General features: G+C 55.6%; 11 protein-coding genes. 6 read left to right on the top strand and 5 right to left on the bottom strand.

The window, feature by feature from the left end; genetic code table 11:
- The first annotated feature begins 55 nt into the window (after positions 1-55).
- The 6 genes from FOE74_RS05490 to FOE74_RS21165 all read left to right on the top strand — a co-directional run bounded on the left by FOE74_RS05490 (position 56) and on the right by FOE74_RS21165 (position 6300).
- Positions 56-892 (top strand): CvfB family protein, encoded by an 837-nt coding sequence (locus FOE74_RS05490; protein WP_149097601.1) that lies wholly within the window; start codon positions 56-58, stop codon positions 890-892.
- A 29-nt stretch (positions 893-921) separates the two neighbouring features.
- On the top strand, positions 922-3444 hold the full coding sequence (locus tag FOE74_RS05485) for a DUF5916 domain-containing protein (protein WP_149097600.1): 2523 nt from the start codon (positions 922-924) through the stop codon (positions 3442-3444).
- A 2-nt stretch (positions 3445-3446) separates the two neighbouring features.
- The gene (locus FOE74_RS05480; RefSeq protein ID WP_149097599.1) at positions 3447-4109 is read left to right on the top strand and encodes an oxidoreductase; all 663 of its coding nucleotides are present in this window, start codon (positions 3447-3449) and stop codon (positions 4107-4109) included.
- Between the two features lie 460 nt (positions 4110-4569).
- The gene (locus FOE74_RS05475) at positions 4570-5355 is read left to right on the top strand and encodes an SAM-dependent methyltransferase (RefSeq protein ID WP_149097598.1); all 786 of its coding nucleotides are present in this window, start codon (positions 4570-4572) and stop codon (positions 5353-5355) included.
- Positions 5356-5495: 140 nt separating this feature from the next.
- Entirely contained in the window at positions 5496-6005 is a 510-nt protein-coding gene (locus FOE74_RS05470) for a hypothetical protein (RefSeq protein ID WP_149097597.1), read from the top strand.
- Positions 6006-6138: 133 nt separating this feature from the next.
- Entirely contained in the window at positions 6139-6300 is a 162-nt protein-coding gene (locus FOE74_RS21165) for a hypothetical protein (protein ID WP_188686430.1), read from the top strand.
- Positions 6301-6847: 547 nt separating this feature from the next.
- On the opposite strand, the gene FOE74_RS05465 is transcribed toward FOE74_RS21165, so the two are convergent.
- The 5 genes from FOE74_RS05465 to pcaD all read right to left on the bottom strand — a co-directional run bounded on the left by FOE74_RS05465 (position 6848) and on the right by pcaD (position 11901).
- Complete coding sequence (locus tag FOE74_RS05465; protein WP_149097596.1) at positions 6848-7396, bottom strand: TetR/AcrR family transcriptional regulator; 549 nt, start codon at positions 7394-7396, stop codon at positions 6848-6850.
- Positions 7397-7522: 126 nt separating this feature from the next.
- Complete coding sequence (gene pcaF, locus FOE74_RS05460) at positions 7523-8731, bottom strand: 3-oxoadipyl-CoA thiolase (protein WP_149097595.1); 1209 nt, start codon at positions 8729-8731, stop codon at positions 7523-7525.
- A gap of 110 nt (positions 8732-8841) precedes the next feature.
- Positions 8842-9354 carry an FUSC family protein gene (locus tag FOE74_RS05455; RefSeq protein ID WP_149097594.1) on the bottom strand — a complete coding sequence of 171 codons (513 nt, stop codon included), beginning with the start codon at positions 9352-9354 and terminating at the stop codon, positions 8842-8844.
- 321 nt (positions 9355-9675) lie between these two features.
- Positions 9676-11043, bottom strand: coding sequence for a 3-oxoacid CoA-transferase (locus FOE74_RS05450; protein WP_149097593.1), 1368 nt, complete (start codon positions 11041-11043; stop codon positions 9676-9678).
- Between the two features lie 78 nt (positions 11044-11121).
- A complete protein-coding gene (gene pcaD / locus FOE74_RS05445) occupies positions 11122-11901 on the bottom strand; it encodes a 3-oxoadipate enol-lactonase (RefSeq protein ID WP_149097592.1) in 780 nt (259 codons plus the stop codon).
- Between the last annotated feature and the right edge of the window lie 23 nt (positions 11902-11924).

Here is an 11924-nt window from a genome sequence, read left to right as displayed (position 1 = left end):
ATAGGAGCCGTCTAGATTTTCTACCTTTGTTCAGATATTTAAACCCAATCTTGGTATGCTGCATTTAGGAGACTATAACTATCTGGAAATCCTTCGTGAATTGGAACATGGAATGTATTTAGGATCAGAGGACGGTGACGTGCTGCTGCCCCGCAAATACATACCAGAAGGCACCCGGATTGGGGACATGATCTCTGTGTTTGTGTACCGCGATTCAGAAGACCGCCTGATTGCCACTACCCTGGAGCCCAAAGCCAAGGTAGAGCAGTTTGCCTGCCTGCAGGTACGGGACGTGAACAATTTTGGCGCGTTTCTGGAATGGGGCCTGGAAAAGGATCTGTTCGTACCCTATAAAAACCAGCACGACGCCCTGTACCCCGGCCAATGGACGCTGGTGTACGTGTACCTGGACGAGAACTCAGACCGCCTGGTGGGCTCTACCAAACTGGGCCCTTTCCTGAACTATGACCCCATTCCCCTGGAAGAGGGAGACGAGGTGGAACTGCTCATCGGCCCGGAAAAGGCTTTGGGGTTCCAGGTCATCGTGAACCACAAATACCTGGGCATGCTCTACCGCAATGAGGTATTCCGCAGTTTGCAACCCGGTGAATACACCCAGGGGTACCTCAAGAAGATCCGCGAAGACAACAAACTAGACGTCAGCCTGCAGCGCCAGGGATATGACGAGGTGGTGGAAGCCACGGAAGCGGTCCTGGCCAAGCTGAAGGCCGGGAACGGCCACCTGCCGCTCACTGATAAAAGCAGCCCTGAACTGATTTACCAGACCTTGGGCATGAGCAAAAAAACCTTTAAAAAAGCCATCGGGGCCTTGTATAAACGAGGAGACGTGCAACTGTTGCCAGAAGGGATTAGTCTTTTAGCTAAGCCCTGAGTTTTCTTCCTACTTTTCCCGTTTGCTCCATGAAATATGCCTGTCTGCTTTTCCTTTGTATTTGCAGCACCCTCCTCAGCTATGCCCAGGCCCCAAAGGTCACCAAGCAGATTACGGCCGTCAGAACCACCACACCGCCCAAGCTAGACGGTCTTCCAGACGAGGACGTCTGGAAACTGGCCCCCCCCGGCACTGATTTCATCCAGAACAACCCGGCCAACGGCTCGCCGGCCCGCCAGCGCACCGAGGTACGCTTGCTGTATGACGACGAGGCCGTGTACGTGAGCGCCATGCTCTTTGACACCGCCCCAGACTCCATCCTCTCGCAGTTGAGTGCCCGCGATGGGGGCCAGGTGAACGCTGACATGTTCGGGGTTTACTTTGACACCTACCAGGACAAGCAGAACGCCTTCGGGTTTGAGGTTTCCACGGCTGGGGTGCAAACGGATTTCAAGGCCACCAGCAACGGCGACCAGCGCTCCTGGGACGCCGTCTGGCAAAGCATGGTGGCGCGCCACCCGCAAGGTTGGAGCGTAGAGATGCGGATTCCGTATTCGGCCATCCGTTTCCCTAAAAAAGACGTGCAGACCTGGGGCATCAACTTCTGGCGCTCTACCCGCCGTTTCAGGGAAGATGCCTTCTGGAATTTCGTGGACAACTCGGTGCAGGGATTTGTGAACCAGTTTGGCGAGGCCACCGGCATCAGCGGCCTGAAGGCCCCGCTGCGGCTGTCCTTGATGCCTTACCTTTCCGGCTACCTGGACCATTACCCGCATGACGAGCCAGAGAAGAAGGATTTTAAGACTACCGTCAACGGCGGCATGGACATCAAGTACGGCATCAATGACGCCTTCACCCTAGACATGACCCTGATCCCGGATTTCGGGCAGACCCAGTCAGACGCGCAGGTGCTCAACCTGTCGCCGTTTGAGGTGCGTTTCAATGAAAACAGGCAGTTTTTCACAGAGGGCACCGAACTCTTCAACAAGGCGGGCCTCTTTTACTCGCGCCGCATTGGGGCCGAACCCCTCAACTACAACAACCTCACCTATGACAAGCAGCGCTACGGCAAAGACGTGGAAGTGCTGGAGAACCCGGAGAAAACGAGCCTGGTGAACGCCACCAAACTGTCAGGGAGAACGAACAAGGGCTTGGGCATTGGCCTGTTCAACGCCGTTACCCGCAACACCTACGCCACCCTCAGAAGCAACGAGACCCAGGAGGAGTTCGAGGTGCTCACGGACCCGGTGACCAATTACAACGTGCTGGTGCTGGACCAAAGCTTGCCGTATAGCTCGTACGTCACCTTCACCAACACCAACGTCACGCGCGGCCATGGCTTCTACAACGCCAACGTGACCGGGCTCATGACCAAGCTCACGAACAAGAAGAACTCCTACACCCTGAACCTGAGCGGCAACCTGAGCCAGAAGTACAACAAAGGCGAAGTACCCGTAGGCACGGACAAGGTAGAACTGGGGCATATGTATTCGGGCAGTTTTGGCAAAACCAGCGGTAATTTCCAGTTCAGACTGCGCCACACCGCAGAGAGCCACACCTATGACATCAACGACCTGGGCTACCTGGGCAACAACAACTCCCGCGAGACCCAGGCTTATGTGGCCTACAACGTCTACAAGCCCTTCTGGAAGCTGAACAACCTATACAACGCCTTGGGGGTACAGCACCGCATGCTCTACAAACCGGCCAAATTCGCCCAACTGGCGTATTTTCTGGAGACCAACGCCACCACCAAGAAATTTCTTTCCTTCGGGTCTACCTTTGTCTGGCTGCCCAAAGACGGGTATGACTACTTTGAGCCCCGCTCCAAACAAGACGGGGTACCGGATAGGAAATGGCGCAAACCCGCTGGATGGGAGGTGAACAGCTACGTATCCAGTGACTACCGCAAGAAGCTGGCCGTGGACGTGAATTTTGGGTTTTACATTGCTCCGGAATATGACCAGTTTGACAAATGGGTGGGAGTAAGCCCCCGGGTGCGCGTCAATGACCACCTGCAATTGGTTTATAAACTGAACTACAACCATGCCCCGCGGGACTTCGGCTTTGCCGGAAACGACTCGCTCTACGAGGCAAGGAAGATTTCCCGGGTAGACAGTGTTTTCTTTGGCCAGCGCGTGGTGAAGACCGTGAGCAACACCGTGACAGGAACCTACATTTTCAATGCCCGCACTGCCTTGAATATAAACTTGCGCCACTACTGGTCCAATGCCTCCTTTGACCGGTACCTGCTGTTGCAGGAAGACGGCAACGGCACCCAGCTGGAATACCGCCCCAAATCTGGCTGGGCCAAGGACCGCAACTTCAACGCCTTCAACGTAGACCTGGTGTACAGCTGGCGGTTCGCACCGGGCAGTGAGGTAAGCGTGGTCTGGAAAAACGCCATTTTTGACAGTGCCCTACCAGAGCGCCCGAGCTATTTCCTGAACCTGCGCAACACCCTCCAGGCTAAACAATTGAATAATTTCTCCGTTAAGGTCCTATACTACCTGGACTACCAGGTGCTCAAACGCGCCCTTAAAAGATCCTGACCATGGTCTCTCCCAAAGCTGCTCTTATTGCCGGCGCCAGCGGACTCGTAGGCAGCCACTGCCTTCAGCTCCTGCTGCAAAGCCCCCGTTACAGCAAAGTGATTGCGGTGGGCCGTACCAGGCTGAATCTGGAGCACCCTAAGTTGCAGCAGGTCATCGTGGATTTCAATGACCTGGAGAAACACCGCCACAGCCTCATTGCTGATGACGTGTTCTGCTGCCTGGGCACCACCATCAAGAAAGCCGGCTCCAAGGAGAATTTCCGGAAGGTAGATTACACCTACGTGGTGAACCTGGCCAAAATCACTTCCACCCATTTTGCCACCCAGTTCCTGGTGGTCTCTGCCCTGGGCGCTGATATCCATTCCCGCATCTTCTACAACCATGTGAAGGGCGAAATGGAGGAAGCGGTGAAAAAGCTTCCGTTCACGGCCGTGCACATCTTCCAGCCCTCTTTGCTCTTGGGTGACCGGCAAGAGGTGCGTTTTGGCGAGAAAGCCGCCGAGACCCTTATGAAAGCCACCAGTTTCCTGTTCAACGGCCCTTTGCGCAAATACAAAGGCATTCACGCGGGCACCGTGGCCAAGGCCATGCTGGAAGCAGCCAAGCAAGACGGCGGCGGCGTGCTGGTGCACCCCAATGAACAGATGCTTCAGTACGCGTAACGGCCGATTGGTTGGTGGTAGAGGGCTCTTCCTTCAGGAGCCGTTTTAGCCTGTTTCTACGAAAACCAGCCCTGAACCGAAATTTCTACATGAAACCTCTAAGCTAAGTAAAAACCGTTCCCAGCGAGTAAAGCCCAGTCCCTTCTCCCCCTGGGAGAAGGTTAGGATGAGGCGGAGAAGTTTCCAATTAGAAAAGCAGTACTATAAAACAAACAAATGTACGGACAGGTCGCGACCTGTCCGAAACGGTTCCAGCTGGAGAGGCCTTATCCTTGGAATGCCGCTGCCCCTCACCCTACCCCTCTCCCCGGGGGAGAGGGAATGCCGGCTTTCCTGTTTTCGGCGCAATCTCTTGAAACAAGGCTGAAAACGGACTTTACTCCGCCTGTGTCAAACCGCAAAAATTTCAACCTACACCATTCCCATACCGTAGAGGCAGTACCTATACCACTCCTGCATTATGGATTCTGCCCAGCACCGCATACAACACCACTTTCCTCGCAGTACCCAATATGACCCCACGTGGGTGCGCGAGCACTCCATGGGCGAGAACGTGCTCTTCAACCTGGAAAGCATCACCTCCCTTATCCCGTTCCGCCCAGGCATGCGCGTGCTGGACCTGGGCTGCGGCAAGGCGGCCAGCTCTATCTTCCTGGCGAAGGAATACGGGGTGCAGGTGTGGGCCGTAGACGAAGCCATCTCGGCCACTGCCAATTACCAGCGGGTGCAGGAGGAGAACCTGGAGAACAAGGTGTTCCCATTGCAGGCTGATGCCCGGGACTTGCCCTTCCCCGAGGGGTTCTTTGACGTGGTGCTGGTCATTGACTCCTACACCTACTTCGGCACCGATGACAAGTACCTGCCCTATATCTGCCGGTTCCTGAAACCGGATGGCTACATTGGCATTGTGGACGTGTGCTTCAAGCAGGAGATTGAGACCCTTGACCAGGTGCCGGAGTTCTTGCGCGAGGATTTTCAGAATTACTGGTACTACATCCACTCGGTGGCCTGGTGGCGCAAGCTCTGGGAGAAGACCGGGCTGGTGCAGATCAAGGCCGCGGAGCTGCTGCCCGCCGCTGACCTGATCAGGGAGCAGTACGTGCGCGATTTTGAGGAGCACGGCCAGAAAAAAGACCCATTTGCGCGCGGCCTCAAAAAAGATTCTGACCACCAGATCAGCTTCTTCCGGTTGATTGGGCAGCGTACCTCCCGTGAGGCATACCTGCAGTCCTACAAAAAAGCGTAACTTTGCACCTGCGGCCAGAGGCAAACCTCAGGCGGCGCTTTTGCCTGTTATTTCTCCACAGGCAAAATATTACCAGGTTCTGGGCAGTTGTATAGAAGCGGGTAGCCTCCGTTTCGTCTTTTGCAAAGAATCGTTTTACTATGAGAAACAAACACCTTATTTTTGGGCTGGGGTTACTGCTGCTCTCCCTTGCCAACCTTGAGAAAGCCCAGGCGCAAGAAGTAGGGTTAGGTCTCCGCGTTGGCGGTTACTCAGCGGGTATCTCAGGAAAATATTTCATCAGTGAGTCTCAGGCCATAGAAGGGATCCTGGGCACTGGCTTCGGTCGGCGGGGCTTTCAGCTCACCGGCCTGCTTGAGCAGCACGCCTCGGCATTTGACGTGCAGGGGCTGCGGTGGTTTTACGGTGCCGGGGGCCACATTGGGGTTTTCCGGGGCAGGTATTACTACAAGCCCACTAACAAACATTATGAAGAGTCTTACCATAGAACCCTTGCTACGGTAGGGATAGACGGTATTGTAGGTTTGGAATATCAGATTACGGAAATTCCGATTTCACTGGGCGTCGATTTTAAGCCATTTATCGAAGCCAACCGTGACGGTCTTTTCTTGTATGGCGACGGAGCTCTGACCGTCCGCTACACATTCTAATGCTTCCCCGAACCTACTTGAAAAGCCTGCCTCGTGCAGGCTTTTTCTATTTAAAGCTTTTTTCAGAAAACAGCCTTAAAACAAAGAAAAGATGTTACCCCGTAGCGGCGTTACACTGTAACGCCGTGTCCCCATGGAACAAGAACGCCTCAGCAAGAAAGGCCTCCATCCAAGGCAATTGCACCTAGAAAGGCCTTTGTTATTGGTGACGGTACTGTTGGGAGGAAAATGCGACGGCGTGGCGGAATTGCTGGGAGGAACCTTGATGGATCGAGGAAACGGTATCGCAGCGTAGAACCAGGATAATACGTGGTTGACGGTATTGCTGCGTAGAACCACGACGTTTTCGCCGTTGTTGGTGTTCTCACCAACAACCAAAACTGCGCTTATTAGCCGCTTCTTTTTCTGCGGCACCCGCGTGTCTGCTATAGACTGTTTCCTTGGCATTTCCGCTTCTAGCGTTGATCCACCCACGGCCTTTTGCATAGTACCCGCTAAGCGCTCATGGCCGCGAGGCCCCGCCTTCGCGCTGTACCCTCTCCTTGGCGCCTTCGCCGCCTGCCGCTCCCGCGGCACCAGTCGAGTGCTAGGCGCTCAAGCGAAAGGCTGGAAATAGACCCAGTAACAAAGGCTGTTCTGACAGAACACTTATAGGTGCCCCAACCTTTCTATGGTTAAAGTTTGCCACTTGGACTTACCATGAACCGCAGTTTGTAATTGCGAAAAAAGGCTCTCATAGGGCCTCAAGTCATATTTCTGCCCAATCCACTATACCGCTTGAGTAAAAACACAAAGCCCATAGAAGACTGCTTCTATGGGCTTTGATTACTTGCTACAGGTGTTTATCCCTCGCTTTGGGGCAGTTGGTACTTCTGTTTCATGATAGCGATGAGGGCGTTTTGCTTGGTGATGCCCAGATCGTGCACCGAGAAATACTTCCAAACTCCCTCAATATGGATCAGCAGCAGTTCCGCCTCCAACTCAGGATGGGGGTAGTTCAGTTGGGCGAAGCAATCCGTGAGGCGCTCAAAGCAGGGGCGCATGAAATTAGCGTGGTACCTGGAGGCCAGCTGGTTCAGGGGCAGCAGCTTGGACTGCATCTTCCAGAAGTCCGGGTTGGACTTGGTCAGGATGATGGGCAACTCAATGATATTGGAAATGTACTCCTGCGGCGTCTGGTCTACCAGGTACGGGTTTATTTCACGGGCCGCTATTTGGTAACCTTTCTTGATGATCTCCTCCAGCAGCTGTTCTTTAGATCCGAAATGCCTGAAAATGAGCGCTTCTGAGGTTTCAGCCTCAGAAGCGATGGATTTGGTGGAAGTGGCCCGGGCCCCGTTCTCGGTGAATAGCTTTAAGGCCGCATCCAGAATATCTTGTTTCTTGCTCATCTCTCTTTCCTTTTTGCGTCAGTGTCTTCCTGGCAAGGAATACCATATGCCTTTTAAACCATCCTGCGCCGCAAAAATCCGTGGCAAAGCCAACTCTGCCTTTATGGGTGTACCGCTGGATATGCCTTATACGCGTTCCAGCACCACGGCATACCCCTGCCCTACTCCTACGCACATGGTAGCCAGGGCGTACCGTTTCTGCTGTCTTTTCAAAGAAAGAGCCGCCGTATAGACTACCCGCGTGCCAGACATGCCCAGCGGGTGCCCCAGCGCAATGGCACCGCCGTTCACGTTGACGCGGGCATCGTCGTCGGCTAGGCCCAGGGCGCGGGTGCAGGCCAGGCTTTGCGCCGCGAAGGCTTCGTTCAGTTCAATAATGTCCATGTCGGCCAGGGTGAGGCCTGCTTTCTGCAAGGCTTTCTCCGTGGCCGGCACCGGGCCTATGCCCATGATGCGCGGCTCCACGCCCACTACCGCTGAACTCACAATACGCGCCAAGGGGGTGAGTTGATACTGCGCAAGGGCTTCTGCCGAGACAATGTAGGTGGCGGCAGCCCCATCATTCAGGCCAGAGGCGTTGCCGGCCGTCACGCTGCCGCCTTCTTTAAACGCGGGCTTCAGTTTGGCCAGGGTTTCCAGGGTGGTGCCGGGCCGCACGAACTCGTCTTGGGTCACCACCACCGGCTCGCCTTTGCGCTGTGGAATAGACACCGGCATGATTTCCTGGGCCAGGGTGCCGTTCTGCTGGGCCTGGGCCGCTTTGCGCTGGGAGTGGTAGGCAAACGTGTCCTGGTCTTCGCGGGAGATGGAGTACATTTCCGCGAGGTTCTCAGCAGTGATGCCCATGGGATCTACGCCGTACGAGGCCTTCATCTTGGGGTTCACAAACCGCCAACCAAAGCTGGAGTCCTCCATGCGGGAATCAGTCCCGAAGGCTTTGGAGGGCTTGGAGATCACCAACGGCCCGCGGGTCATCTGCTCTACGCCTCCGGCGATGAACACGTCCCCGTCGCCGGCTTTGATGGCCCGGGCCGCCTGAATGATCGCGGACATGCCCGAGGAACACAGCCGGTTCACCGTTTCGCCAGGCACCGTCACGGGCAGGCCCGCCAGCAGCGCGGCCATGCGGGCCACGTTGCGGTTGTCTTCGCCAGCCTGGTTGTGGCAACCTAAGATCACGTCATCAATGGCGCTGGCCGGAATGGCCGGGTTCCGGTTCACCAGTTCCTGGATGGTCATGGCCGCCAAGTCATCGGCGCGCACCGCCGAAAGGGCACCGCCCAGATTACCGATGGGGGTTCTGATGCCGTCTACGATATATGCTTCTTTGCTCATGGTTTCTACTTTTGAACGTTTAGGTATGTTTTGTTTCGGCCGCGGCCGAGGTTGTTTAGGGCCTTCTTTATAGAAAACAGCCATTAATCACTGGTTATACACTGCCTGCCTTAGGTATCTTCCAGCCCTACTTTTTTCCTGAGGTACCTGATCAAGGAGGAGGTGCCCATGGTCACGCCCAGACCAATACAGCAGCCCAGCGTGACGGAGAAAAAGCGCTCTACCGCCGCCCAGTACGTGAGCGTGGTCTGCTCATGGATCACCACAATGATAAAGGCCACCACCGCCGACCGGGCCACGCCCATGAGCGTGAAAAAATGGCAGATGCCAATGGCCAGAATGATCCCCAGCACCATCACCCCTAGCTGCGGGGCCGGCAGAAAGAAACAGACCAAGCCCACGCAACACCCAATCAAATTGGCCTTGAACCGCTCAATAGACAGTTTGCGGGCGTCTTTGGCCTCCGGTGACATGACCAGGATGATGGAGATGATCGTCCAGTACAGTTCATACTCCGGCAGCGCCAGGTACAGTTGGTACCCGATCAGGAACCCAAGCGTACACCGCAGGGCATAGATGACCAGATTGGAACCCAGGCTGTATTGTAAGGCTTTGTTCATCATGGTGGGGTGGTACCAATGTGCCGCAAAGCCCAGGCTTTCCGGCGGTTTTCCTGCGGACAGTTTAGCCGCTATTTTCTAAAAAGAGCCCTGAAAGGAGAAACCAGAGGCTTCTTTTCAGGGCACTTTTCTTGAAAGGAAGAGGCTTTAAAACAGGCCTTTCCGGGAGAGTAGCAGGGAGGAGAAGCGTCGCCAGGAACCGGGGGATGAACTGGCGTAACCGCATTGGCTCTCCTCCTCTCCTCTCTTTCTTTCTACTTCCTGTTTCAGGCCCGTTTCGCTAAAACCAGGGCCTAAACAGGAGGCAGGGACAGAGCAAGAGGGTTAATTAGCTCCTTGAGGCTCCTGGGCTAGCTTCTCCTCAAAGGCAGCAGTGGTCTTGGCCCTTACTTCTTCCAGGGTGGCACCCGGCATCAGTTCAATAAGGGTGAGTTTGCCGTCTATGAATTTGAAAACCGCCAGATCTGTGATGACCATGTCTACCGCCTGCAGGGCCGTAAGCGGCAGATTACAAGCGGGCACCATCTTAGCGGAGCCGTCTTTGTTGGTATGGGTCATGGTGATGATGAGCGTTTTAGCACCCGAAGCCAGATCCATGGCGCCTCCCACACCTAGCAGGGGTTGGCCGGGCACGGCCCAGTTGGCCAGGTTGGCTTTCTCATCCACTTCCAGGCCGCCCATCACGGCGATGTCCACGTGCTTGCCTCTGATCATGGCAAAGGAGTCGGCACTGTCAAAGTAGCTGGAGCCAGGCAGTGCGGTCACCGGAATCTTGCCCGCGTTCACGGGATAGTCCATGGCGCCGCCGCCGTCTGTGGGGGCCGGGCCTACGCCCAGCATGCCGTTCTCGGTGTGCAGCACAATGCCGTCTTCCGGGGAGATCAAATCCGCCACCAGGGTAGGAATGCCAATGCCCAGGTTCACCACATCGCCTTTCTTCAGTTCCTGAAGGGCACGGCGGGCCATGTTCAGGCGGGTTTCATCTGCCTTGCGGCCAGAGGATACGGAGGCCGACGAGCCCAGGTCTTCCAGCGTGAGCGTGGCCTGCACCAGGTAATTGACGTACGAACCTGGGGTATGCACGTGTTCCGGGGCAATCTGGCCAACGGGCACAATCTCCTCAACTTCGGCAATCACCAGGTCTGCGGCGGTCGCCATAGCCCGGTTGAAGTTCTGCTCGGTCATGCGGTACGTGAGGTTACCGGCGGTGTCTGCTTTCCAGGCGCGCACAAAGGCCACGTTGCCCCTGATGCCTTCAATGTACACCTGCTCTTTGCAGTTGATGACTTTGGTTTCCCGTCCTTTCGCCAACTCAGTGCCTGCCGAGGTAGGCGTAAAGAACCCGCCAATGCCGGCGCCTCCGGCCCTGATGGCTTCGGCCAGGGTGCCCTGGGGCAGCAGTTCATATTCTACCTGACCGCTCTGGGCGGCTTTCACGGCCTCTGGGTTGCTGGTGAAGAAAGAGCCGATCATCTTCTTGATCTGTCCGTTCCGCAGCAAGCGGCCGCCGCCAATGCCCACTTCCCCTACGTTGTTGCCAATGAAGGTGAGGTCTTTGGTCTTAGTTTCCGCCAGGGCGTGCATCAGGTGCACGGGGTTGCCCGTCATCCCGAAACCGCCTTGCAGCAGCGTGTCGCCGTCTTTGACCAGGGCAACCGCTTCCTGTAATGATATCTGAGGTACTGTTTTCATGTCTTTCTAGAAAAATGGGTTCACGTATATCGCCCCTTGAACAGAGGCTTTTACACCGGGTTACCCCGATAGAAATCGCTAATGCTCCTTGAAATGCAGGAGGTGCTTGGCGAATTCCTCGGAGTGTTCCAGGTTGGAGAGGTGCGCGGCATCTAGCTGCACGTGGCGGGCGTTGGGGATGCGCTTGGCCAGGTATTTGCCATCCTGGGGGGTGGTGACTTCGTCTTGCAGGCCGCTGATAATGAGCGTGGGCACCTCCAGGTTGAAAAGCTCCTCCCGGAAATCCGCGTCGCGCACGGCGGCACAGTTGGCCATGTACCCATGCAGGGAATTAGCCTTGAAGATCTCCAGGATGTCCGTTACCGTTTGGGGGTTGTTTTCCCGAAAAGAGGGCGTAAACCACCGCTGCGCCGTGCCTTCCAGAATGCTTTCCAGCCCGTGTTCCTTGACTTGCGCTATGCGGGCATTCCAGCCTTCGTGGGTACCAATCTTGGCTGCCGTATTGGCAAGGGTGATTTTATGGAACCGTTCCGTTGCGTTGATGCCCAGCCATTGGCCAATAAGCCCGCCCATAGACAGGCCGCAGAAATGCACCTGGCCCAGGTTCAGGGCATCCAGCAGATCCAGCACATCCTGCCCCAACTCGGCAATGGTGAGGGTGTCTTGTTCTATGGTGCTTTGGCCGTGGCCGCGGGTGTCATAGCGCAGGATGTTGAAATGATGGCTCAGGATATCTAGTTGCGGCTCCCACATGGTATGGTCTGTGCCCAGGGAATTGGAGAACACCAGCACGTCCTGGTTCCCGAAGTCCTCATAGGTGTAGAAGCAGTGGAAGTTATTCAAGCGGATAGTAGGCATAGTTTAAGGCATTTAAGTGAAAA

The organism is Rufibacter glacialis (assembly GCF_008271745.1).
Taxonomy (GTDB): Bacteria; Bacteroidota; Bacteroidia; order Cytophagales; family Hymenobacteraceae; genus Nibribacter; species Nibribacter glacialis.
Note: the sequence above shows the minus strand (reverse complement) of the source record. Positions and strands in the feature narration are given on the sequence as shown.

Bases quoted from the DNA above. Each gene is read 5' to 3' on its own strand.
- FOE74_RS05485 (WP_149097600.1), top strand. From the start codon at position 922: ATGAAATATGCCTGTCTGCTTTTCCTTTGTATTTGCAGCACCCTCCTC.
- FOE74_RS05490 (WP_149097601.1), top strand. From the start codon at position 56: ATGCTGCATTTAGGAGACTATAACTATCTGGAAATCCTTCGTGAATTG.
- FOE74_RS21165 (WP_188686430.1), top strand. From the start codon at position 6,139: ATGGAACAAGAACGCCTCAGCAAGAAAGGCCTCCATCCAAGGCAATTG.
- FOE74_RS05465 (WP_149097596.1), bottom strand. From the start codon at position 7,396: ATGAGCAAGAAACAAGATATTCTGGATGCGGCCTTAAAGCTATTCACC.
- FOE74_RS05455 (WP_149097594.1), bottom strand. From the start codon at position 9,354: ATGATGAACAAAGCCTTACAATACAGCCTGGGTTCCAATCTGGTCATC.
- pcaF (WP_149097595.1), bottom strand. From the start codon at position 8,731: ATGAGCAAAGAAGCATATATCGTAGACGGCATCAGAACCCCCATCGGT.
- FOE74_RS05450 (WP_149097593.1), bottom strand. From the start codon at position 11,043: ATGAAAACAGTACCTCAGATATCATTACAGGAAGCGGTTGCCCTGGTC.
- pcaD (WP_149097592.1), bottom strand. From the start codon at position 11,901: ATGCCTACTATCCGCTTGAATAACTTCCACTGCTTCTACACCTATGAG.
- FOE74_RS05470 (WP_149097597.1), top strand. From the start codon at position 5,496: ATGAGAAACAAACACCTTATTTTTGGGCTGGGGTTACTGCTGCTCTCC.
- FOE74_RS05480 (WP_149097599.1), top strand. From the start codon at position 3,447: ATGGTCTCTCCCAAAGCTGCTCTTATTGCCGGCGCCAGCGGACTCGTA.
- FOE74_RS05475 (WP_149097598.1), top strand. From the start codon at position 4,570: ATGGATTCTGCCCAGCACCGCATACAACACCACTTTCCTCGCAGTACC.